General features: G+C 67.0%; 21 protein-coding genes. 11 read left to right on the forward strand and 10 right to left on the reverse strand.

The annotated features are described in order from the left end of the window. The first annotated feature begins 61 nt into the window (after positions 1-61). The 6 genes from hutI (at position 62) to AC5P7F_RS00750 (ending at position 9,229) form a co-directional block, all read left to right on the forward strand. Complete coding sequence (gene hutI, locus AC5P7F_RS00725) at positions 62-1,285, forward strand: imidazolonepropionase (RefSeq protein WP_164077075.1); 1,224 nt, start codon at positions 62-64, stop codon at positions 1,283-1,285. After that, entirely contained in the window at positions 1,282-2,823 is a 1,542-nt protein-coding gene (gene hutH, locus AC5P7F_RS00730) for a histidine ammonia-lyase (RefSeq protein ID WP_164077076.1), read from the forward strand. The genes hutI and hutH overlap by 4 nt, the downstream gene beginning before the upstream one ends. After that, complete coding sequence (gene hutG / locus AC5P7F_RS00735) at positions 2,820-3,674, forward strand: N-formylglutamate deformylase (protein WP_164077077.1); 855 nt, start codon at positions 2,820-2,822, stop codon at positions 3,672-3,674. The genes hutH and hutG overlap by 4 nt, the downstream gene beginning before the upstream one ends. Next, entirely contained in the window at positions 3,671-5,338 is a 1,668-nt protein-coding gene (gene hutU, locus AC5P7F_RS00740) for a urocanate hydratase (RefSeq protein WP_164077078.1), read from the forward strand. The genes hutG and hutU overlap by 4 nt, the downstream gene beginning before the upstream one ends. Before the next feature lie 148 nt (positions 5,339-5,486). Then, the gene (locus AC5P7F_RS00745) at positions 5,487-6,923 is read left to right on the forward strand and encodes a serine hydrolase (protein WP_164077079.1); all 1,437 of its coding nucleotides are present in this window, start codon (positions 5,487-5,489) and stop codon (positions 6,921-6,923) included. 194 nt (positions 6,924-7,117) lie between these two features. After that, positions 7,118-9,229 carry a TonB-dependent receptor domain-containing protein gene (locus AC5P7F_RS00750; RefSeq protein WP_164077080.1) on the forward strand — a complete coding sequence of 704 codons (2,112 nt, stop codon included), beginning with the start codon at positions 7,118-7,120 and terminating at the stop codon, positions 9,227-9,229. Positions 9,230-9,275: 46 nt separating this feature from the next. Here the strand turns inward: AC5P7F_RS00750 and AC5P7F_RS00755 are convergent, their stop codons facing one another. Together AC5P7F_RS00755 and AC5P7F_RS00760 are read right to left on the reverse strand one after the other, a co-directional pair. Further along, entirely contained in the window at positions 9,276-9,794 is a 519-nt protein-coding gene (locus AC5P7F_RS00755; protein WP_134967225.1) for a hypothetical protein, read from the reverse strand. Positions 9,795-10,192: 398 nt separating this feature from the next. Beyond that, a complete protein-coding gene (locus AC5P7F_RS00760) occupies positions 10,193-10,441 on the reverse strand; it encodes a hypothetical protein (protein ID WP_401728672.1) in 249 nt (82 codons plus the stop codon). A gap of 240 nt (positions 10,442-10,681) precedes the next feature. On the opposite strand from AC5P7F_RS00760, the gene AC5P7F_RS00765 reads away from it, so the two are divergent. Further along, positions 10,682-11,005: a hypothetical protein gene (locus tag AC5P7F_RS00765; RefSeq protein WP_164077081.1), complete on the forward strand. Its 324-nt coding sequence runs from the start codon at positions 10,682-10,684 to the stop codon at positions 11,003-11,005. A gap of 34 nt (positions 11,006-11,039) precedes the next feature. Here AC5P7F_RS00765 and AC5P7F_RS00770 read toward each other — a convergent pair whose 3' ends face one another. Then, the gene (locus tag AC5P7F_RS00770) at positions 11,040-11,615 is read right to left on the reverse strand and encodes an LmrA/YxaF family transcription factor (protein ID WP_164077082.1); all 576 of its coding nucleotides are present in this window, start codon (positions 11,613-11,615) and stop codon (positions 11,040-11,042) included. Positions 11,616-11,684: 69 nt separating this feature from the next. On the opposite strand from AC5P7F_RS00770, the gene AC5P7F_RS00775 reads away from it, so the two are divergent. Beyond that, on the forward strand, positions 11,685-12,230 hold the full coding sequence (locus AC5P7F_RS00775) for a thioesterase family protein (protein ID WP_164077083.1): 546 nt from the start codon (positions 11,685-11,687) through the stop codon (positions 12,228-12,230). A 3-nt stretch (positions 12,231-12,233) separates the two neighbouring features. Here AC5P7F_RS00775 and AC5P7F_RS00780 read toward each other — a convergent pair whose 3' ends face one another. From AC5P7F_RS00780 to AC5P7F_RS00790, 3 genes are all read right to left on the reverse strand, one after another. Next, positions 12,234-12,911, reverse strand: a complete 678-nt coding sequence (locus AC5P7F_RS00780) for a hypothetical protein (RefSeq protein ID WP_164077084.1) — start codon at positions 12,909-12,911, stop codon at positions 12,234-12,236. 141 nt (positions 12,912-13,052) lie between these two features. After that, a complete protein-coding gene (locus tag AC5P7F_RS00785; RefSeq protein ID WP_069118321.1) occupies positions 13,053-13,835 on the reverse strand; it encodes an SGNH/GDSL hydrolase family protein in 783 nt (260 codons plus the stop codon). A 49-nt stretch (positions 13,836-13,884) separates the two neighbouring features. Beyond that, entirely contained in the window at positions 13,885-14,850 is a 966-nt protein-coding gene (locus AC5P7F_RS00790; RefSeq protein WP_164077085.1) for a DUF2268 domain-containing putative Zn-dependent protease, read from the reverse strand. A gap of 138 nt (positions 14,851-14,988) precedes the next feature. Here AC5P7F_RS00790 and AC5P7F_RS00795 point away from each other — a divergent pair, with 138 nt between their 5' ends. Then, positions 14,989-15,972 carry a hypothetical protein gene (locus AC5P7F_RS00795; protein ID WP_164166430.1) on the forward strand — a complete coding sequence of 328 codons (984 nt, stop codon included), beginning with the start codon at positions 14,989-14,991 and terminating at the stop codon, positions 15,970-15,972. 13 nt (positions 15,973-15,985) lie between these two features. On the opposite strand, the gene AC5P7F_RS00800 is transcribed toward AC5P7F_RS00795, so the two are convergent. The 4 genes from AC5P7F_RS00800 to AC5P7F_RS00815 form a co-directional block, all read right to left on the reverse strand. Beyond that, positions 15,986-16,306 carry a hypothetical protein gene (locus AC5P7F_RS00800; RefSeq protein WP_164077086.1) on the reverse strand — a complete coding sequence of 107 codons (321 nt, stop codon included), beginning with the start codon at positions 16,304-16,306 and terminating at the stop codon, positions 15,986-15,988. A gap of 118 nt (positions 16,307-16,424) precedes the next feature. Next, entirely contained in the window at positions 16,425-17,237 is an 813-nt protein-coding gene (locus AC5P7F_RS00805; protein ID WP_239510479.1) for a hypothetical protein, read from the reverse strand. A 55-nt stretch (positions 17,238-17,292) separates the two neighbouring features. Then, a complete protein-coding gene (locus tag AC5P7F_RS00810; RefSeq protein WP_164077087.1) occupies positions 17,293-19,755 on the reverse strand; it encodes a prolyl oligopeptidase family serine peptidase in 2,463 nt (820 codons plus the stop codon). Between the two features lie 168 nt (positions 19,756-19,923). Then, positions 19,924-20,253: a hypothetical protein gene (locus AC5P7F_RS00815; protein WP_014647641.1), complete on the reverse strand. Its 330-nt coding sequence runs from the start codon at positions 20,251-20,253 to the stop codon at positions 19,924-19,926. Between the two features lie 467 nt (positions 20,254-20,720). On the opposite strand from AC5P7F_RS00815, the gene AC5P7F_RS00820 reads away from it, so the two are divergent. Then, positions 20,721-21,497, forward strand: a complete 777-nt coding sequence (locus tag AC5P7F_RS00820; protein ID WP_046431494.1) for a HipA family kinase — start codon at positions 20,721-20,723, stop codon at positions 21,495-21,497. Next, positions 21,475-21,867: a DUF3037 domain-containing protein gene (locus tag AC5P7F_RS00825; RefSeq protein WP_014647643.1), complete on the forward strand. Its 393-nt coding sequence runs from the start codon at positions 21,475-21,477 to the stop codon at positions 21,865-21,867. Before AC5P7F_RS00820 ends, AC5P7F_RS00825 begins: the two co-directional genes overlap by 23 nt. The last annotated feature ends 10 nt before the right edge of the window (positions 21,868-21,877 follow it).

Genomic DNA, 21,877 nt, shown 5'->3' on the forward strand with positions numbered 1-21,877 from the left:
ACAACCCGAAATGGACGCCTATATTGTATAGACATATAAGCACAGCCGCGTTGTGGATGCCATGCACGTCGATACCCTCTGGTCCAACGTCCACCTGATCACCCTTGATGGCGAAGGGCTGGGTGTCATCCGCGATGGCGTCCTGGCCTGCGCCGACGGCCGCATCGTCCATGTCGGCGCGGCCGGCAGCGATGCCCACCTGCAGCCGACCACCCGCATCGACGGCGAAGGCCGTTGGATTTCGCCCGGCCTGATCGACTGCCATACCCACCTGGTCTACGCCGGCAACCGCGCCAACGAGTTCGAGCAGCGCCTGCAGGGCGTCAGCTATGCCGAGATCGCCCGTGCCGGCGGCGGCATCGTTTCCACCGTGCGCGCCACCCGTGCCGCCACCCCGGAACAGCTGGCCCGCGAAAGCCGGCCACGCCTGCTGGCGATGCGCGCCGAGGGCGTGACCACCCTCGAGATCAAGTCCGGCTACGGCCTGACCCTGCCCGACGAGCGCAAGCAGCTGCAGGTGGCGCGTGCGCTGGGCGAGGAATGCCGGGTCAACGTGGTAACCACCTTCCTCGGCGCACACGCGGTTCCGCCAGGCCGCGAAGCACAGGAATACACCGACGAGGTGTGCAACGTGATGATTCCGGCCATCGCCGCCGAAGACCTGGCCGAAGCGGTGGATGTGTTCTGCGAGAACATCGCCTTCTCGCCGGCGCAGGCGCGCCAGGTCTTTGAAGCGGCGCGCGCCAACGGGCTGTCGGTGAAGATCCACGCCGAGCAGCTGAGCAACCAGCATGGCGCCGAACTGGCGGCCCGCTTCGGGGCACTGTCGGCCGACCATATCGAACATCTGGACGATGCCGGCATCGCCGCGATGGCCGCTGCCGGTACCGTCGCCGTGCTGCTGCCCGGTGCCTTCTATTTCACCCGCGATACCACCCTGCCGCCGATCGCCGCGCTGCGTGCGGCCGGCGTACCGCTGGCGCTGGCCACCGACAGCAACCCGGGCACTTCGCCGCTGACCAGCCCGCTGCTGGCGATGAACATGGGCGCCACCCTGTTCCGCCTGACCGTGGACGAGTGCATCGCCGGCTTCACCCGTGAAGCGGCGCGCGCACTGGGCCATGGCGAGCGCATCGGCCGCCTGGCGGTGGGCATGGACTGCGACCTGGCGATCTGGGACATCGATGCCCCCGCCGACCTGGTCTATCGCATTGGATTCAACCCGCTGCACGCGCGCGTGGTGCGCGGACAGCCCGACCTGCCTGCCTCCTGGAGCAACACATGAGCAACACCCTGGTTCTTCGCCCCGGCCATGTCACTCTCGCCCAGTGGCGGCAGGTCTATCGCGGTGCGCCGCTCGCACTGGACCCGGCCGCGCTGCCGGTGGTGCGCGCCAGTGCGGCGGCGGTGGCCGCCATCGTCGCCAAGGGCGCGCCGGTGTATGGCATCAATACCGGCTTCGGCAAGCTGGCCAGCGTGCGCATCGAGCGCGAAGACCTGGCCACCCTGCAGCGGAACATCGTGCTCTCGCATGCCGCCGGCGTGGGCGAGCCGATGCCGGCCAGCGTGGTGCGCCTGATGATGGCGCTGAAGCTGGTCAGCCTGGCGCAGGGTGCGTCAGGCATTCGCGAGGAGACCCTGCTGCTGCTGGAAGCGATGCTGGTCAAGGGCGTGCTGCCGGTAGTGCCCGCACAGGGCTCGGTGGGTGCCTCGGGTGACCTGGCGCCGCTCTCGCACCTGGCCAGCGTGATGCTGGGCGTAGGCGAAGCCTTCATCGGTGACGAGCGCCTACCGGCAGCCGACGCACTGGCACGTGCCGGCCTGCAGCCGATCGAACTGGGCGCGAAGGAAGGCCTGGCGCTGCTCAACGGCACCCAGTTCTCCACCGCCTATGCGTTGGCCGGCCTGTTCGAGATCGAGACCGTGTTCCAGGCCGCACTGGTGACCGGCGCGCTGTCGGTGGAAGCGGCCAAGGGTTCCGACACGCCCTTCGACCCCCGCATCCACGCCATCCGCGGCCAGCGCGGGCAGATCGCCACCGCCGCCACCCTGCGCACGCTGATCCAGGGCTCGGACATCCGTGAATCGCACCGTGACAACGACGTGCGCGTGCAGGATCCCTACTGCCTGCGCTGCCAGCCGCAGGTGATGGGCGCGGCGCTGGACATCCTGCGCCAGGCCGCTACCACGCTGGAAATCGAAGCCAACGGCGTCTCTGACAATCCGCTGGTGTTCACCGATACCGGCGAAGCGTTGTCCGGTGGCAACTTCCACGCCGAGCCGGTGGCCTTTGCCGCCGACATGCTGGCGATGGCGGTGTGCGAGATCGGTTCGATCAGCGAGCGCCGCCTGGCGATGCTGGTCGATCCGGCGCTGTCCGGCCTGCCCGCCTTCCTGACCCCGCGTCCCGGTTTGAATTCCGGTTTCATGATTCCGCAGGTGACTGCTGCCGCGCTGGTCTCGGAAAACAAGCAGCGCGCCTACCCCGCCAGCGTTGACTCGATCCCGACCTCGGCCAACCAGGAAGACCATGTGTCGATGGCCGCGCACGCCGCGCGCCGGCTGATGCAGATGGCCGAGAACGCGGCCAACGTGATTGGCATCGAGCTGCTGGCCGCTGCGCAGGGCTGCGACTTCCACGCCCCACTGCGCTCCAGCGCCGCGCTGGAAACCGTGCGCGCCACCCTGCGTGCGCAGGTGCCGACGCTGGAAGAAGACCGCTACTTCCATCCGGACATGGTGACCGCCACGAATCTGGTGCGCAGTGGCGCGCTGGCGCAGGGCCTGACCGACCTGCTGCCAACCGTGGAACCGCAGGCATGAATACCCATCCCGAATGGCTGACGGTGCACGAGGGCGACGCCCCGTTGATCGTCAGCTTCCCACATACCGGCAGCGAGCTGCCGCACGACCTGATCGGCGACTACCACTCGCCGTGGCTGGCCCGCCGCGACGCAGACTGGTGGGTACACGAACTGTACGACTTCGTGCGTGGCATGGGCGCGACCACGGTGCGCTCGGCGATTTCGCGTTCGGTAATCGACCTCAACCGCGATCCCAGCGGCGCCTCGCTGTACCCAGGCCAGAACACCACCGGCCTGTGCCCGCTGACCACCTTCGACAACCAGCCGCTGTATCACGTCGGGCGCGAACCGGACGAAGCGGAAATCGCCCGTCGCCGCGACACGTATTTCCTGCCTTACCACGGTGCGCTGGCGGCGCAGATCACGCGCTTGCGCGCACGCCACGCTACCGTGGTGGTGTACGACGCGCACTCGATCCGCTCACACATCCCGCACCTGTTCGAAGGCGAGCTGCCGCAGTTCAACCTGGGTACCGCCGGCCCCTCCGGTGCACCGGACACCTCCTGCGACAACGCCTTGAGCGATGTGGTGGAGAACCTGCTGAAAATCAGCGGCATGAGCCAGGTGCGCAACGGCCGCTTCAAGGGCGGCTGGATCACCCGCCACTACAGCAACATCGCCGCCGGCGTGCACAGCCTGCAGATGGAACTTGCCTGCCGCGGCTACATGCACGAGCCCCTGCCGGACCAGGTGGACGAACACAGCTGGCCCACCCCGCTCGACCCCGCCCACGCCGCACCACTGCGCCACACCCTGGCGCAGGTGCTCAACGCCTGCCTTGAATTTGCTACGAACCGGAGCGCCGCATGACCCGCAACGACCCATCCCGCACCGTCGCCGCGCCGACCGGCACCACGCTCAATGCCAAGAGCTGGCTGACCGAAGCACCGCTGCGCATGCTGATGAACAACCTGCACCCGGACGTGGCCGAGCGCCCGCAGGAACTGGTGGTGTACGGCGGCATCGGCCGCGCCGCGCGCGACTGGGAAAGCTTCGATGCCATCGTCGAGACGCTCAAGCGCCTGGACGACGACCAGACCCTGCTGGTGCAGTCGGGCAAGCCGGTAGGCGTGTTCCGCACCCACGCCGACGCGCCGCGCGTGCTGATCGCAAATTCCAACCTGGTGCCGCGCTGGTCCAACTGGGACCACTTCAACGAGCTGGATAGGAAAGGCCTGGCCATGTACGGCCAGATGACCGCCGGCAGCTGGATCTACATCGGTGCGCAGGGCATCGTGCAGGGCACCTACGAGACCTTCGTGGAAATGGGGCGCCAGCATTTCGGCGGCGACCTGAGCGGCAAGTGGCTGTTCACCGGTGGCCTCGGCGGCATGGGTGGTGCACAGCCGCTGGCTGCCGTGATGGCCGGCGCCTCCTGCCTGGCCGTCGAGTGCCGCAAGAGCAGCATCGACATGCGCCTGCGCACCGGCTACCTCGACACCTGGACCGATAATCTGGACGAAGCGCTGCGCCTGATCGACGAGTCGTGCAAGGCAGGCACGCCGAAGTCGGTGGGCCTGCTCGGCAATGTGGCCGATGTGCTGGCCGAACTGCTCAAGCGCGGCGTGAAGCCGGACCTGCTGACCGACCAGACCTCCGCGCACGACCCGGTGAACGGCTACCTGCCGCAGGGCTGGACGGTCGAGCAGTGGGACGAGAAGCGTGTGAGTGCACCGAAGGAAGTGGAGAAGGCTGCGCGTGCATCGATGGCCAACCACATCCGCGCCATGCTCGGCTTCCACGCGCTGGGCGTGCCGACCGTGGACTACGGCAACAACCTGCGGCAGATGGCACTGGAAGAAGGCGTGGCCAATGCCTTCGATTTCCCGGGGTTCGTGCCGGCCTATATCCGTCCACTGTTCTGCCGCGGCATCGGCCCGTTCCGCTGGGCGGCACTGAGCGGTGATCCGGAAGACATCGCCAAGACCGATGCCAAGGTGAAGGAACTGATTCCGGACAACCCGCACCTGCACCGCTGGCTGGACATGGCCGCCGAGAAGATCAAGTTCCAGGGCCTGCCGGCACGCATCTGCTGGGTCGGCCTGGGTGATCGTGATCGCCTCGGCCTGGCCTTCAATGAAATGGTGGCCAACGGCGAACTGAAGGCACCGGTGGTGATCGGTCGTGACCATCTGGACAGCGGCAGCGTCGCTTCGCCGAACCGCGAAACCGAAGCGATGGCCGACGGTTCCGATGCGGTGTCCGACTGGCCGCTGCTGAACGCCCTGCTCAACACCGCCAGCGGCGCGACGTGGGTGTCGCTGCACCACGGTGGCGGCGTGGGCATGGGCTTCTCGCAGCACGCCGGCATGGTGATTGTCTGTGATGGCACCGAAGCGGCGGCGAAGCGGATTGGCCGCGTGCTGTGGAACGATCCGGCCACTGGCGTGATGCGCCATGCCGATGCGGGGTATGGCATCGCGATCGACTGCGCGAAGGAAAAGGGACTGGATCTGCCTGGGATCCTCGGCTGATCACGGAGGTGCCGGCCAGCGGCCGGCACTACCGAAACGTGTGGTAGTGCCGGCCGCTGGCCGGCTCTCCCCGATGCGGGAATCGGCGGCCTTGACCCGCTCGTCGGTCGTGACCAACATGCGCCATCACCGCTGATGGATCACCGCGATGTACCGCACGCTCGCTGCCGCATTGCTCTGCACGCTGTTTGCGATCCCGCCCGCGTCGGCGCGTGAAGTCCCCACCAATCTCTCCACTCAGCTAGACGCCCAACTGCAGAGCAACCGCGAGCGCTACGGCATTGCCGGCCAGGCGGTACTGCTCGCACACAACGGCCAGGTGCTCTACCAGGGCGCCAGCGGTGAACGTGATCCCGCTGCCCATGCCCCTGCCACCGTCGAGACCATCTTCGCCGCGCAGTCGATGGCCAAGCTGCTGACCAGCACGCTGGTGATGCAACTGGTCGATCAGGGCAAGGTGGATCTGGATGCGCCGGCCAGCCGCTACGTGCCGGGCCTGCCGATTGCATGGCAGGCGATCCACGTGCGTGATTTCCTCAACCACAGCTCCGGCATCGGCGAGTACTACGACCGGGTGGATAACCGCTGGGTGAGCAAGGGCTACCCCGGTGTAGCGCCTGACCTTGGCGCGGCACTGAAGGTGGCCGGTGCGGCACCGATGCAGTTCGCCACCGGCAGCCGCGTGCAGTACACCCAGGCCAACTACCTGGTGCTGACAGCGCTGCTGGAAGCACACTACCGCACGCCCTACCCGGCCATCGCGCGCGAACGCATCCTGCAGCCATTGAAGATGACCAGCACGTCATGGGGCATCGCCAACGTGCCGGTCGAGCGCGCGGCGGTGCCGTACATCGGCAAGGATGGCGCGTTGCAACCGGCCAATGAAGATCCCTGGCCCAACTACGGCTGGGGGCATGCCGACCTGCAGACCACCGTGGGCGACATGAACCGTTTCCTGCAGGCGCTGGCGACCGGCAAGCTGGTGCGCACGGCGACCCTGGAAAAACTCTGGCAGCCGCTGAAGCTGAGCGGTGGCGGCAGCAACTTCTTCTCCACCGGCTGGGACACCACCCGCAGCGACGGCTACACCCAGGTCGGCCACGATGGTGGCACCCGTGTACGTGCGCGATTGGCCTACAAGGGCACGCTGGCCAGCGGCTACTGGGTGTTCGTGTACCTGACCAATGGCAGCGCCCGCAATGTCTGGTCCAGCACGCTGGTGGAGAGCACGATGGCGGTGGTTGCGCCGGGGGAGTTCCCGCACGCGGTGCTGTCCGAGCGGTTGGCTGCGTATGCGCTGGATGATGATGCAGGCGCCGCCCAGGCGATACGCAGCTGGTTGCGCGATAACAACCGGGTGACGGGCAGCGAGCTGGAACGTGCGATCAACGCCAGCGGCTATGCCATCCGCCAGAGTCTGGGTGCACGCAGGGCGTTGAAGGTATTCGCCCTCAACACCGAGCTGTATCCGGATTCGGCCAATGTGTGGGACAGCCTGGCCGAGTGTCATGCAGCATTGGGAGAGAAGGAAGCAGCTGATCAGCTCTACGCAAAGTCGAAGTCGATGGCGAAGCCCTCGCCATAAACCCTGCTGTAGAGCCGGGCCCGTGCTCGGCTGATCTTCGCCGCGATGGCAGACAACCCGCGCTGCGCGCGATTAGCCGAGCGTGGGCTCGGCTCTACAGGAACACGGCGGGCGGCCATACGCCGCCGGCGGGTGACGCGGCGCTGCCGACCTGTTAACTTGCGCGCCACTTTCGTGGTTTACAGCATTCCCGCATGTCGCTTCCGTCGTACCGCCCCCACCCGTCGCTGCTGTTCCTGGCTGTTTCCCTCGCCCTGGCTTCCACCGCCGCCGCCGCCCCGCAGGCCACCACCCTCGATGCCGTGCAGGTCACCGCTGCCGCCGATGCCAGCGCGCAGGCGCGCGAGGCCCTGAAGCGCATCCCCGGCGCCAGCAACGTCATCGACGTGGCCAAGGCCGACAGCCGACTATCCACCAGCGCCGATGTGCTGGCCTACCAGCCGGGTATCAGCGCGCAGTCGCCGGGTAATGAGGGCACCAAGATCTCGATCCGTGGCTCGGGCATCAACCGGGGCCCGGGCGCGCACGCCTCGGGCATTGCGGTGTCGATCGACGGCCTGCCACTGACCGGCCCGGGCGGCACGCCCTACGAGCTGCTGGAACCGCTGTGGCTGTCGCGCGTGGAAGTGCTGCGCGGCGCCAACGGCTTCGAGCGTGGCGCGCTGGCGCTGGGCGGTGCCATCGACTACGTCAGCCGCAGCGGTCGTGATTCGGCGGGCGTGCAGCTGCACTACGAAGCCGGCAGCCGTGGCTACCAGAAGCGCGGCATCAGCTGGGGCGGCGTCAGCGGTGATGTCGACTACTTCCTGGCCTACACCGATACCGAATTCGACGGTTACCAGCGTCATGCGCGCGGCGACGGCAAGGGCGCGATGGCCAACATCGGCTGGCAGATCACGCCCGACCTGCAGACACGTTTCTTCGTGCGCTACCGCGAAACCAATCATGAAACGCCCGGTCGCCTGACCCGCGATCAGATCCGTAACGATCCGCGTGCCGCGAATGCGGCCAACCTGGCCATCGATGCGCGTCGCCCGCAGCCGGGCAGCACCTGGGTGGGCAACGTCACCACGCTGCAGATCGATGAAGACTCCTCGTTGCAGGCCGGGCTGGTCTATCACACGTACCCGATGGACTTGAACGAGAGCCTGTACCGGCAGCAGCTGGACTACGCCAACCTCAACGCCACGCTGGACTACCGCCGCCGCCACCGGCTGTTCGGCCTGGACAGCGAAACCACGGTCGGCCTGCGCGTCACCCACGATCTGGACGCCGATGTGCGCGAGTCGCTGCGCTTTGCCAGCAACGGCTATGCCGCCGGCTCGCGCACGCGTGACTTCCGCCACCACGGCACCGACAGCACGCTGCACGTCAGCAATACCCTCGCCTTCAATGACCGCCTGCGCATGCAGGCCGGGCTGGCACTGATCAACACCCGTCGCGATGTGCAGGTGACCTGGCCGAGCAGCGGTGGCCGCCTGCGCGACCACGACTGGGACCATGCGCCGCGACTGGGCTTCACCTGGCAGCACAGCGCCCGGACCCAGTGGTTCGGCAACCTCAGCCGCTCGGTGGAGGCGCCGCACCCGTGGTCGATGATCTGGGGCTCGAACCAGTACTTCGGGCCAGGCAATGGCCCGTCTACCGGCCGCCAGCGCGCGCCGGTGCCGATGCAGAACCAGACCGCCACCACGCTGGAACTGGGCGCGCGCGGTGACGCGGCGCTGGGCCGCTGGGAACTGACCGGCTACTACGCGCACGTGAACCACGAACTGCTGAGCGTTGAACTGCAACCGGTGCCGAACCTGTTCATCGCCGAGAACAACGCCAGCCCCACCGTTCACCGCGGCATCGAGGCCGGACTGGACAGCACGCTGTGGCAGGCTGCACCGGGCCGGCTGTCGCTTCGCCAGGCCTATACCTTCAGCGATTTCCGCTACCGCCACGACGCGCGTTTCGGCAGCAACCGCCTGCCCGGCCTGCCGCGCCACGCCTACCAGGCCGAGCTGCGCTTCGATCATGCGTCCGGCCTGTACGCTGCGCTCAATACCGAATACGCCTCGCGCATCGCCGTCGACTACGCCAACAGCTACTGGGCCGACAGCCATGTGATCTTCGGCAGCCGCATCGGCTACGACGCACCCGGTGGCCGCTGGCAGGCCTGGGTGGAGATGCGCAACCTCGGCAACCGCCACTACGCCGCTACGGTCACGCCGGGTTACGACGACGCCGGCAAGGATGTCGCGCGCTCGACCCCGGGCGAAGGTCGTGGCGTCTATGTGGGCATGCGCTGGCGCTTTGACTGATTGCCGCAGGCGGCGCCGGGTGTGATCCGGCGCCGCCGTTCCAGTGTCAGCCGATACGCCAGGCCGGCAGGCGCTCGCTGCGCTTCCAGATGGAAGGCGCCAAGCCGATCAGCACCAGTGCCGCCAACCACTTCGGCGAGGTACTGAGCAGTGTCGAGGTGAGCGAGCCATCGGCGGGGGCGGCCATTTCCTGCCACGGGTTGTAGCCCAGGTAGACGACGCTGCCAGCCCACCACAGCAACGCCAGACCGACACCCACCAGCAGCAGGGCCAGCGTGCGGCAGGTCCAGCGCTGCGAGGTAGTGCCCCATTCCCGCGACGCCGCGGTCAGCAGGCCCACCACCAGCAGCGACACCAGTGCCACCAGGCCGATATCGACCTTGGTTCCAATGCGCTCATAGGTACAGGCGCGGCACTGCGCCTCTTCCGCGGCGGTGGCGGCTTCGGCGCCATCGGCCTGCCCGGTTGCGGGCTGCGCCAGGGCTGCAAACGGCAACAACGCCGCCAGCAGCGTCACCATGATCCAACGAAACAACGTCCTGTTCCTGCGTGCAGCGACATCCATGCGCTCTTCCTCGTCAGTGGTTGTGTGTCCCAGTGGGCGTCCGGCCATCCAGCGCCCCTGTGTCAGATGCAGTACGACAAGCTCCCGATAGGTGACACCGCCGGGACACGAATCCCGGCCGACCGCGATCATAGCCCACTGTTCAGTGCAGCTGAAAACGGGGCGGGTCCAGGCGATATGAAGGAGCCAACCGCACTCCCCCCCCTGGATGACCTGCAGCAGATGGCTCGCACCCGGCACGCATTCCTGCGCGAGCCAGCCCAGCACGGCGAAAAACAGCAGCAGGCCGAGCAGCGGCCAGATCGTATGCGACACGCGTACCCGCCACCATCCCTGTTCCTGCATGCCCTGCGTGCGAGGCGATGGGCTGCCACCGCCCACATCCTGCGACAGTCCCTTCAGTACGTTGCCCAGCGCCAGCGGATCCAGATCCACACCAGCAGCAGGAACACGCCATAGGCCAGCAACACGGCCATCGGGTAGCGAAGCAACATCGCGTCGATGCCGGCCAGGCGCAGCAGGTACGAGGCAAGGAATCCGGCCGCACCGGTCAGGGCGACGATCAGCGCCATCTGCAGGCGTGGCCAACCCCGCTGCTGCAGGTACCGGCGCGCACGCACGACTTCGCTGCCGTGGTTTACGGGCAATTTCAGTGGACTGCGTGAAAAATGGCGCGAGCGCTTCATGCCGCCGCGAGGGGGCGGGAGGCAGCGCGGCCAGGGACCTCGGGAACCTGATACTGCATGCGGACATCCTTGCCGGGCACGCGTAGGCGGGGCGGATTCCAGCGCGATGGGGCCGTGGGTCCATCACCCACAGGCCGCACTGGCGCCGGCCTTGTACCCGCGCGCCGGCGGCTGGATCATGACTTTCCGCCACGAAAAAGTATGCTCTACGGCATGCACGTCTCCCAGCTCACCCGCTCCACCGCCCTCGTGATGTTCGTTCCAATGATTGGCCTCGCCGGTTGGGGTTCGTGGTTTGGTAGCCGCTGCTTCAGCGATGGCTGCCTCGGCGTCCTGGTGGCATGGCTTGCCGCCGTGGCCACCTTTGCGGTGCAGGCGTTGCTGGTGCTCCCGACGCATGCCTGGGCCCTCAAGCGGCAGGGATCCCCCGCCTCCCGCAGCTACCTGCGTTGGTTGGGCGCGTCGGCCATCGCTGCCTTCCTGCCCATCGGGCTCGGCTGGGGCTATCTGATGATCTTCCGATGACCTGCTGCGCGTCTCCCGCACGCGGATAGCCGGATCAAGGACGCGCGGCCGCCTTCAGCAACTGCGCGGTCACCTGGTCGAACGGGGCGATGTCCTGCAGTGCGCGGCACATCGCCACTGCGCCTTCCACACTGGCAATCACCAGGCTGGCCAGCCCGTTCGCAGCCGACTGTTCGTGGCCGTCGGCAATGAAGGCTGCGGCGAGATGCCCCTGCCAGCGCGCGAACACTTCGGCAGCGGCAACACGTGGCTGGCTGGGCACGGCCTCCACCGGCTCTTCCACTGCCGCGGCCAGCACCGGACAGCCCGCGCGGAACCCGGAACGCAGCAAGCGCTCACGCCACATCGCCAGGAACTGCTGCAGGCCCTGCACCGCCCCCCCCTTCAGCAGCTCCACCAGCAGCGCTTCTACCTTGTCGCCAGCCATGTGGGTGGCGCGCGCCAGCAACTCCTGCTTGCCGCCGGGAAAGTGGTGATAGGTGGAGCCCAGCGGTGCCTCGGCCAGCTTGGTCACCTCACGGATGCTGGTGGCATTGAGACCCACGCGCGCCAGCATCTGTGCCGCAGCATCAATCACGCGTTGTGGCGCATCAGAGGGACGCGGGCTCACGGCGGGCTCCTTGCTAAGACAGTCGTCATAGATTAGCGTACCGGCGATTCTATAACAGTCGTCATAACCATGAATCTCTGGTTCCGCCTGCTCCACCTGCTGCTGTACAGCCTGTTCCGGCCGAAGCTGGAGGCCCCGTTCGGGGTCTCGCGCCTGCAGTTCCGGGTGCTGCCCAACGATCTGGACAGCAACCTGCACATGACCAACGGTCGCTACTGGAACATCTTCGACCTGGGCCGGCTGGACCTGATCCTGCGCATGGGCCTGGGCCGGGTGGCGCTGCGCGAGAAGTGGGCGCCCATCGTAGGCGCCGGCACCATCCAGTTCCGTCGCGAGCTGAAGCCGTTCCAGCGCTTCACCCTGGAAACGCGCCTGGTGGGCTGGGTCGGCTCGCGCGGCATCATGGAGCAGCGCGTGCTGATCGGCGCCGAGCAGAAGATCGCCACGCGCGCGCTGCTGGTCACCGGCATCTACGACCGGCGTGCGCGCCAGTTCCTGGGCATGCCGAAGATGATGGAAGCGATCGGCGTGGTCGCCCCGCCGTCGCCGCCGCTCACTGCGGCCGCCGAAGCGTTGCTGGCCGCCGATGCGGCGTTGAAGCAGGACGACGCCTGAGCTTCAGGGAGCCGCCACCGGCACCGCGTGCGGTTCGCGCGACACGACCTGGGTGCGCCCTCCCACGTGCAGCACGTACTCGAAGGACTGCCGCATGCGGCTGTATGCGCCGCCATCCGGCACGCCGTAGTTGGCACCCACGCTGAGGGTATGCCGGCCCGGCGGCAACGGCTTGAGCATTACCCAATAGCCGTCGGCGGCGGCCAGCCGAGAATGTTCGTCGCCGGCATCCATGCGGAAGCAGCCTTCGCTGCGGACCCGATGCCTGCGCATGTCGCCCAGCGGTTGGCCGTCCAGCAGCACCACCGCGCTGATCAGGTAATCGTTGTTGACCGCCGCCCCCGCCTGCAGCTCCTTGCAGGACACAGCCTCATCCACCTGGTAGTGCGCCATGTTGATGATCGGCAGCAACAGGTACTTGCCAGCCGGCACCACGCATTCGCGATGTGGCCGGAAACGGCCATTGGTGCCGGCCAGGTTCCAGACCGGGCCTTCCTGGCCCAGATCACACACACGGCCATCCGGGTCGAGATAGGGCGCGCCGCCCTGGGCGTCGGCCCAGCGCCACCAGCGGGCGGTCCATTCGGCCAACGAAACGCCGCCCACCGGTTCACGCGTCAGCGGCGGAGGCACCGCCGTGTCTGCACTGAACGCCGGCACGGCGGCCAGCAGCAAGGCCATCGTTGCGCCACTGCGGCAAAGCCATCCCTGGATTCCCTTCCGCATCACCCACCCCATCGTCCCTGGCGGCCACGCGGCGTGGCCAGCTTCGGCGCCACTGTACCTTGGCGGGCTGGATCCTGTGCAGTGCGGGTACTGTGCCTACTCCAGCGCCATTGCGCGCTTGACCGCCGCCTCGGCCAACGGCGCCATCACCGCATAGCCCTTCGCGGTGGGATGCACGCCGTCGTCGGCCAGCTGCGGATCCAGCCCTCCGGCGGCATTGGCCATCGGCGTGTAGTAGTCCAGATAGACCAGCTGCTTCGCATCGGCATAGCGCTTCAATGCCGCGTTCAATGCGCGCACCTTGGGCGCAGGTGCCGTGCCCGGCAACCACGGGTAATCGCTGACCGGCAGCACCGATGCCAGCACCACGGCAATGCCATGTGCACGAGCCAGGTCCACCATCGCGTGCAGGTTGTCTTCGATCATCGCCTGCGTGGACGGGCCGGTGTTGCCGGCGATGTCGTTGGTGCCAGCCAGGATCACCACCACCTGCGGCTTGAGTGCCAGCACGTCCTGCGGGAAACGCACCAGCATCTGCGCCGTGGTCTGGCCGCTGATCCCGCGATTGAGCCAACCCTTGCCGGGAAAGAACGTCGCGCTGCCCTCCCTGCCCCAGCCTTCGGTGATCGAGTCACCGAAGAGCACCACGCGTGGTTGCCCCGGTACGGCGGCAGGCAGTCGCGCGTTGGCATCGCGGTAACGCTGCAGTTCCGGCCAATCGGCCAGGCGCTGCTGCATGAAGCGCACCTCGTCCGGGCGCAGTCGCTCGACAGGTTCCACCAACAACGGGTTGACGGCGGGCACGTCGGCCGCCATCCCATGGGCGCTCATCGCGCTACCGAGGGCAACCGCGGCCAGGCCAGCGGACAAGGAACGCATGGGGTCTCTCCGTTGAATGTCTGCGCCAGTCTAGCGCGCGGCCCCGCGCTCAGCGTGCCGCCGACCGCGCCGCCACGCCGGTCACCTTGGCCGGCATCCACATGCCTGGCGTCCAGCCACTGGCGGCCAGGATCGCCTTCGGGTTGTCCTGCTGGATCAGCGCACGCACCGCGTCACGCTTGTCCTCGGCCTGCAGGTAATAGGCCTTGGCGATGCGATAGCCCACCCAGTAGCCCAGATCATAGGGTTCCTGCGAACCGGGCCTGTAGTTGTACAGCCACGGCGACAGATCGGTGCTGTCCACATCCAGTGCGAAGGCGCTTTCGATATGTACTTCCCGGCCACGGGTCCAGGCCGCGTGGCGACCGTTGCCGACATTGCCGGAAATCAGCTCGCCGATGAACTCGGCGATGCCTTCGCCCAGTGAAACACGCAGCACCGTCGCATGCGGGTCGCCCGGCTCGACGTCGGTCAGGCCGGTCTGCTGGATGTGCACGTACTCGTGCGCGATCACGTGCACGAAGCGGTCCTGCACATTGGGATTCATGAAATCGGCTGCGCACAGCGCTTCCAGGCCGATGATCACCCCGCTCTTGGAGGTCAACCCGACCGGTCGGCCGCGGCCGACCGCGATGGTCACCGGCGGAAACGCGGCCTGCGGATAGATCGCCTGCAGGTTGCCGAACACCTGCACCAGGCGCTGCTTCACCGCCGGCAGCTCTGCAAGGCAACCGCGTCCCTGCGCATACACCCCGGGCTGGCTGGCAATGGCCTCGGCCATACGCTCGGGCGTGACCCGGCGCGCCTTCGCCAGTTCACCCAGGCCCGGACTGCCTTCGGCCAGGTAACCGGCCAGCTGGGCGATGCTGGGCTTGCCGCCGGTGCTGTCGTAGAGCGCGTAGAAGCGGCTGGCATCGGTGGTGAGGATCTGCGACCCCGGCGGGGTTCCCGCCGACGCCACGCCGACCGCCCCGGCACAGGCCAGGGCAAGCAGGCAACGCAGGAAACTGGACATCGCTCCGTCCTTGGTGGAGTGCATGCGAAGCGCGCAATCTACCACTCCGCCCCGGCCACCGCAGCGGGCACATGCAGGCCCTTCGGGGCTGTGCCAGACTCACTCAGGCACCTGCCATGGATGATGGAGCACCGCACGATGATGATCGTTCCCGCGTACTGGGCCGAAGCCCGCCTGCAGGCCCGTTTCCGTGGCCGGCCGATGGTCGTGCGCCGCTTCGGCTGGTCCGACGAGGGGCCTGCCCAAGCCCAGGCCCACGCCGACGCACGTGCCCATGAAGCCCTCAACGCCATCATCGCCGGGCAGGTGCTGCCGCGTCGCGAAGTGCGCAGCAACTACGGTGTGGAGGGCGTGCCGATCCGCGAGCAGATCGTACAGCGCGATGGCGATGTCATCATCACCCGCAACAGCTATGGCGCGCTGTGCCTCAACAGCCCCGACGTGCTGTTCGCCGACATCGACCATGCGCAGCCACCGGCTGGATGTGTGATACCGGCCATCGTCGCGGCGGTCGTGCTGCTTGCCGGCGCCGTCATCGGCACCCTGCTCTGGCATTGGCTGGTGGGCCTGGTACTGGGCGTGGCGGCAGTGCTGCTGGTCAACGCGGCACTGCTGATGCGGCGGAAGCAGCGCCTGGCCGCTGCCGGCGGTGCTGAAGGGCTTGCGCTGAAGCGCGTGGACGCCTTCAGCGAGCAGCATCCCGATTGGCATCTGCGCGTCTACCGCACCCCGGCGGGGCTGCGCGTGCTGGCGATGCATGCCACGTTCTCACCCGAGGACGAGCAGCTCCAGGCATTCTTCAAGGCACTGGGCACCGACACCCTGTACGCGCGCATGTGCCGGCTGCAGCATTGCTTCCGTGCCCGACTGACACCGAAGCCGTGGCGCGTCGGCCTGCGTTATCGCATCAGGCCACCGGTGGCTGCGTGGTCAGCCGAACAGGCCAACAACCCGGACCGGTTGGCCTGGATTGCCGATTACGAAAAGAAGAGTGCCGGCTTCGCCGCCTGCGCCTACCTGCGCAGCTTCGGTGATACCACCCGGGTGCATGCCAAGGCCGAGCATGTGCGTGACCTGCATGACCGGCTGTCACGCGCGCAGGATCGCCTACCGCTGGCGTGAGAGTGGCAGACGCTCAATCAGCGCCCTGCACGAACGGCTGCCCTGCCAAGGTAGTGCCCAACTGCACCGCGATCTGCTGCCCGCCCTTCTCGAAGATTGTCGCGCACTGCGTTCCGCCCTTCTGGCATCCGACTTCCGGAAAGCCCTCAAGTGACTCGGGGGCGCCCTGTGCCGGACTCGCCTGCCAACCTGCCGCATCCAGCAGGCGCTTGGCCTTGGCATAGGGCATGCCGGCGACGATGCCCAATTGCGTCAGCTCAGCAGGAAACGACTGGGCATGGGCGGTTGAAACCAGGGCCAACGACAACGTTGCAGCAAGGAGAATGGCTTTCATCGCAGTGACCTGAAACGAGCTATCAGGTTCAGCCTAGATCATTTGCGTGGCGTGCGAATGTGCCGGTAACACGCCGTTACCGTGTCTCCACGGTTGATTTCAGGACATGCGCAATTGATCACATGGCGGATTCCCTGCCCCTGGCGCCACAGTCCAGCGACTCCATCGCGAGATCCCTGCGCAGCCGGTCATGCAACCAGCGCGTCTGGAAACGCCTGCGTGAGTCTTCCCCTTCCGGCAGCAGGGCAATCACCGCTTCGCTCAGTTCCGGGTGCCACTGCTCCTGCGCGTTGTCCAGGTCCTGCTGCTCGAAAACCACCGAGGGCAGGCGTTTCCAGGGCAGCATCATTACCTTCTGTGAGGTCGACACCAGCACCACATCCGGACGCCCCGGCCGGCTCACGACAACCGTCATCATCGGCACATCATCGGTCCAGAGCCCGGAGAAATGCCGGTCGACACGCGACTGCAGGCTCCGTCCGGACAGCGCCTTGCGCGCCCACGCGCGCTGCTGTGCGAACGAGCAGGCATCCGTGTCCAAGCTGTGCAGCCCCGGGGCCAGGGACAGTATTTCGGCGCGATCCAGCCGCGAAGCGATCCGCTGCACCGCGGCCGCCCTGGTCAGCGGGGCGGTCTGCAGCGCGGTGTCGAGCGCCGCCATGGCGCCAAACGGCAGCAGGTCCGGCAATCGCGCCTTGCCGTCGGGCCTCTCCACCACCTGCACGCGGGTGGTCAGGCCATAGGCATCGCGCCGGATCACCCAGTGCTCCGATACCGAGCCCCAGCCGTACCAGTCGTATCTCACATCGACGCTCATCTGTGGCTGTGCCGCCATCGCCGCAGACGATGCGCACACCGCTGTCAGTCCCAACAACCAAGTCTTCATGGAGCTGCCTTGCCTCTGGGGTTCCGACGAACGGCAGCCGAGCATGGGCTCGGCTCTACAGAATGCAGGAAGGCCGCTCTGAGGCGGCCTTCCTGTTCCTTCACTTGGCGTTCTTCACGTAGGTATCGAACCAGTTCAGCATTTCCGCCACCAACTGTTCGTTCGATTCCAGCGCGGTGTACCAGTGCGGCTCGTTCGGCAGCATCACCAGCCGGGTGGTGCCGCCGTTACCGCGGATCGCCTGGTACAGCTTGCGCGACTGGAACGGCTCGGTGCCCGGGTTGGCGTCGTCCTCGCCGTGGACCAGCAGCAGCGGCAGCTTGATCTTGTCGGCATAGAAGAACGGCGAGGCCTTCAGGTACACGTCCTGCGCCTGCCACACCGAGCGACGCTCGTTCTGGAAGCCGAACGGGGTAAAGGTCTTGTTGTACGAACCGCTGGTCGCCACACCGGCCTTGAACAGCTTGGTGTGCGCGATCAGGTTGGCGGTCATCAGGCCGCCGTGGCTGTGGCCGGTCACGCCGATGCGGTTGCGGTCAACCACGCCCATGTCCACGGCCTTGTCCACCGCCGCCTTGGCGTCGGCTTCCAGCTGCTCCAGGTAGGTGTCGTAGGCGTTCTTCGGATCGCCCACGATCGGGAACGAGGCGTTGTCGATGATCGCGTAGCCGGCCAGCAGCATCAGGCGGTACGGCTGCAGGCGGGTGAAGGTCTGCTGCGAACCGGACACCTGCCCCGCCTGCGCGGCGTTGGCGAAGTCGGCCGGATAGGCGTACAGGATCGCCGGCACGCGCTGGCCTTCCTTGTAGCCCGGCGGCGTGTACAGGGTGAACGACAGGTCCACGCCGTCGGCGCGCTTGTAGGTCACCAGCTGCTTCTTGATCTGGCGCACTTCCGGTGTCGGGTCGACCAGCTTGGTCAGTGCGGTCGCGGTGGACGCGAACTGCGCCTCGCCGGCCTTCGCATCAGCCACCGCCTCACCCTGCTGGCGGACGAAGGCATTCGGCGGATCGATCACCGACTGATGCCATGTCAGGTAGCGGCCCGGCGTGTTGCTGAAACCGAGGAACTGTTCGTAGGCGTCTGCACTGCTGCGGAACAGGCGCTCGCTCTTCAACGTGCCCAGGTCGAGGCGGTCGAGGAACGGACGGTCGCCCTGCGGCGAGGCACCACGGCCGCTGAGGAACACATGGTTGCCCTCACGGCGCACCACCTGCGCGCCATTCGGCAGGCGGGTGAAGACCAGGTTGCCGGGGTTGCCGTACAGCTCATCGCTGGACATGTCCCACAGCAGGCGGCCTTCCTTCTTCGGCTGGTCCACATCCACGATGCGGGTCTGCATCCAGTGACGATTCTCGTCGTTCTCGTACTGGAAGGCCACGGCCGGATCGGCGGTCCACGCGAAGCCTTCGAAGCGCTGCGCGGTGCGGGTGATTTCGGTCGGCTTGCCGTTGAACGGCGCCTTCAGCATCAGCACGCGATCGCGATGCGGCACGTTGACCTTCCAGTCGCCCTTGTCCAGCGCTTCGGCGTAGACCAGGGTAGCCGGATCGGTGGCGCGCCAGTCGAAACCGCGCGGGCCTTCCGGCACGCCGTGCACCGGCACGCGGTCGGCCAGCGGGAGGCTGGCGATCGGCGTGCTGCGGCCACTGCTGATATCCAGCACGGCCACGTCGTTGGCGAAACGCTGGTAGGTCACCGCGTGCGAATACGGTGCCTTGATCGATTCAGTCAGCACGTGCACGCCATCGGGCGCGGCGCTGACTTCGTTGAACAGTGCCGGCTGCCCGACCGGGCGCACGCTGCCTGCGGCGGTATCTACCACGGCCAACTGCGAGGCACCGTAGTAAGCGAACAGCTTTTCGTCGTGCACGCTGGTCAGCGTGTCGCGGGCCTCATAGGTGCTGCTCTCGCCACTGCTGCCCAGCGACTCCTGCGCATCCGGGCCGGTCGGCACGCCACCGTCGGACGGCGCCGGGCCCTGGTTGGCCGGGACCAGCTTCACCAGCAGGTTCTGGCTGCCGCCCAGCCACTGCACGGTGTTGCCGAAGATGGGGTTCAACTGCACGTTCGGCACCTGCTTCACCTGGCCGGTGGACGCATCGCCCACCCACAGCTGCACGCTGGTATCGACCGCATTCTGGAAGGCGAAGTGGCTGCCATCGGCCGACCACAGCGCACCGGTGGCGCAGCCCTGCGGCAGGTTGACCTTGGTCTCCTTGCCGCTGCCGATGTCGACCAGGGTGAAGTCGGCCACGCAGGCCGGAATGCCGTAGCCACCCGGGGTGTCATGGCGGCTGCGGTTCTTCGGCTCCAGCCGCACGCCGGCCAGCTTCAGGTAGGGCTGGGCCACGCGGCTGATCGAGGGGTAGGTCTGCGCGGTGGTCAGCAGCAGGCGCTGGCCGCCCGGGGCCACGTTCGGCGCCGGCGGTGGCGGTGCCTTCAGCACCTTGAGCAGGTGTTCCGGCGGCTTGGCGTAGTCGGCCAAGGCCGGGCCAGCGGCCAACAGGCCGACGGTGGCAACGGCAACAGCCGCCGCCAGAGAGGTTCGACGGATCAGCATCCTTATCCCCTGGGTGTGAATGGGTACCCGGAATCGGGCATGGACCCGAATCTAGCACCGCAGGGGATGGGGTGAATGGGCCGGAAGGGCTAGAGGCCGGATGGGGCAAAGTGGGACACGCCCGGAGAGGCCGGCGATGGACCGGCATCTGCCAGGCGTGGTCTGTCGTCACTGCTGGGCGTGCAGGTCCCAAGCAGTCAGGTAATCGGGGTCGACCACGATCATGCCACTGTTCCGCATGCGGTATTCGCCTGGCTCGGCCCGCTGGTACTGGTCGAGCATGGGCGGCAGGTAGCGCTCATGGCCATCGTCTTCGTCGGCCAGCACCACGCCTTCGTCGGCGCTGATGCGCAGCACGGTGCCCGCGTACTGCTCCAGACCCTGCACTTGGCCGTCGCCACCATAGCGGGTGACACCCACCAGCACGACCTTGCCGATCATTTCCTCGGCCTTGGCATCGTCCAGTGGGGGCAGCATGGCATTGAATTCGTCGTTCATCGGTGCACCTCCAAAGCCTGTGGGGATAGCGTGGGTTCGGCGGTCCCACGCTGCCAGCGTCGACGGCAACGCAGGAATCTCTCTCGGGGCGCAAGTAGCTGGATCGCAGGCCCGACCGGGCAACGCGGGGGTGCGATGGGTGAAAGGTGTCTGGAACTTGGCTGGAACTGCGGCGGATGGCCATCTGCGCCGATGGCGTGACCGTGTCAGGTCAAGATCAACACCACGCGTTGCGTTGCATACACGGTGAAGCGTGACAGCTGCACTGTAGCGGCATGAGCGCCTCCTGTTGAAGGTCACACGCGGGTGCGTTGCTCCGTTGGAACGAATGCTGCCACTCCACGCGGAAGGAACAAGTGAAGATTGCAGGCGACCTGCAACAAGCGGTTCGCGCGGTACCCGTTCATTAAGCTGGCGCCCCGCTCTGCTGCGGCACGCCTGCCCTGGCAGGACGCTAGAATGCGTCCATGCGCACCGTACATGCCCTCCGCTACATCACCCCGTTACGGGAAGGCGGCTCCCTGCCCGCCGTGGTCGAGACCGACGACGACGGCATGGCCGTGCTGAAATTCCGTGGAGCCGGCCAAGGCCCGAAGGCGTTGATCGCCGAGCTGATCGCCGGCGAGATGGCACGCACGCTGGGCCTGCCGATTCCGGAAATCCTGTTCGTCGAGCTGGACCGCGAGTTCGCCCGCACCGAGCCCGACCCGGAAATCCAGGAGCTGATCCGCGCCAGCGAGGGCCTGAACCTGGGCCTGGACTATCTGCCCGGTGCAATCAATTACGACCCGGCCGCGATGCCTGTGGATGCCGAGCTGGCCTCGCGCATCGTCTGGTTCGATGCATTCACCAGCAACGTCGATCGCACCACCCGCAACCCCAACCTGATGGTATGGCATCGCAAGCTGTACCTGATCGACCACGGTGCGGCCATGTACTTCCACCACGACTGGGCCAGCGCCGGCGATGCCTGCGAGAAGCCGTTCGTGCTGATCCGCGACCACGTGCTGCTGTCGTTCGCCAGCCGCATTGCCGAGGTGGACGCAGAACTGGCTGCGTGCCTGACCGATGCCGAAATCGAGCGCATCGTTGGCCTGGTGCCGGACAGCTGGCTGGTGGACGAACCGGCGTTCGACAGCCCACAGGCCTATCGCCAGGGCTATATCGACTATCTCAAGCACCGCCTGAAAGTGCGTGCAGTGTTCGTGCAGGAGGCCATCCGTGCCCACGCTGCACACGTATGACTATGCGGTCATCCGCGTCGTGCCGCGGGTGGAACGCGAGGAATTCATCAACGTCGGGGTGATCGTCTCCTGCCCTGGCGCGCGCCATCTGGAGGCGGCCATCGAAATCGATCCTGAGCGCCTGCGTGCCTTCGCGCCGGCGCTGGACCAGGACGCGCTGCAGCCATGGCTGGATGCAATCGTGGCCATCTGCCGTGGCGACGCCAGCGCCGGACCCATCGCAAAGCTGCCCGCGCGCGCCCGCTTTCATTTCCTCACCGCCAAGCGCAGCTCGGTTGTACAGATGTCGAGCACGCATGTCGGCCGCACTGCGGACCCGGCGGGTGTGGTGGAACACTTGATGACGAAGATGGTGCGGGTACCGGAATGAACGGCACCTG

The sequence above is a fragment of the Stenotrophomonas sp. YJH_SMC_105-26 genome, from assembly GCF_059368915.1.

Bases quoted from the DNA above. Each gene is read 5' to 3' on its own strand.
- AC5P7F_RS00750 (WP_164077080.1), top strand. From the start codon at position 7,118: ATGTCGCTTCCGTCGTACCGCCCCCACCCGTCGCTGCTGTTCCTGGCT.
- AC5P7F_RS00820 (WP_046431494.1), top strand. From the start codon at position 20,721: ATGCGCACCGTACATGCCCTCCGCTACATCACCCCGTTACGGGAAGGC.
- hutU (WP_164077078.1), top strand. From the start codon at position 3,671: ATGACCCGCAACGACCCATCCCGCACCGTCGCCGCGCCGACCGGCACC.
- AC5P7F_RS00785 (WP_069118321.1), bottom strand. From the start codon at position 13,835: ATGCGTTCCTTGTCCGCTGGCCTGGCCGCGGTTGCCCTCGGTAGCGCG.
- AC5P7F_RS00815 (WP_014647641.1), bottom strand. From the start codon at position 20,253: ATGAACGACGAATTCAATGCCATGCTGCCCCCACTGGACGATGCCAAG.
- AC5P7F_RS00780 (WP_164077084.1), bottom strand. From the start codon at position 12,911: ATGGCCTTGCTGCTGGCCGCCGTGCCGGCGTTCAGTGCAGACACGGCG.
- AC5P7F_RS00805 (WP_239510479.1), bottom strand. From the start codon at position 17,237: ATGCTCGGCTGCCGTTCGTCGGAACCCCAGAGGCAAGGCAGCTCCATG.
- hutI (WP_164077075.1), top strand. From the start codon at position 62: ATGCACGTCGATACCCTCTGGTCCAACGTCCACCTGATCACCCTTGAT.
- AC5P7F_RS00795 (WP_164166430.1), top strand. From the start codon at position 14,989: ATGATGATCGTTCCCGCGTACTGGGCCGAAGCCCGCCTGCAGGCCCGT.
- AC5P7F_RS00775 (WP_164077083.1), top strand. From the start codon at position 11,685: ATGAATCTCTGGTTCCGCCTGCTCCACCTGCTGCTGTACAGCCTGTTC.
- AC5P7F_RS00745 (WP_164077079.1), top strand. From the start codon at position 5,487: ATGTACCGCACGCTCGCTGCCGCATTGCTCTGCACGCTGTTTGCGATC.
- hutH (WP_164077076.1), top strand. From the start codon at position 1,282: ATGAGCAACACCCTGGTTCTTCGCCCCGGCCATGTCACTCTCGCCCAG.
- AC5P7F_RS00810 (WP_164077087.1), bottom strand. From the start codon at position 19,755: ATGCTGATCCGTCGAACCTCTCTGGCGGCGGCTGTTGCCGTTGCCACC.
- AC5P7F_RS00790 (WP_164077085.1), bottom strand. From the start codon at position 14,850: ATGTCCAGTTTCCTGCGTTGCCTGCTTGCCCTGGCCTGTGCCGGGGCG.
- AC5P7F_RS00755 (WP_134967225.1), bottom strand. From the start codon at position 9,794: ATGGATGTCGCTGCACGCAGGAACAGGACGTTGTTTCGTTGGATCATG.
- hutG (WP_164077077.1), top strand. From the start codon at position 2,820: ATGAATACCCATCCCGAATGGCTGACGGTGCACGAGGGCGACGCCCCG.
- AC5P7F_RS00800 (WP_164077086.1), bottom strand. From the start codon at position 16,306: ATGAAAGCCATTCTCCTTGCTGCAACGTTGTCGTTGGCCCTGGTTTCA.
- AC5P7F_RS00765 (WP_164077081.1), top strand. From the start codon at position 10,682: ATGCTCTACGGCATGCACGTCTCCCAGCTCACCCGCTCCACCGCCCTC.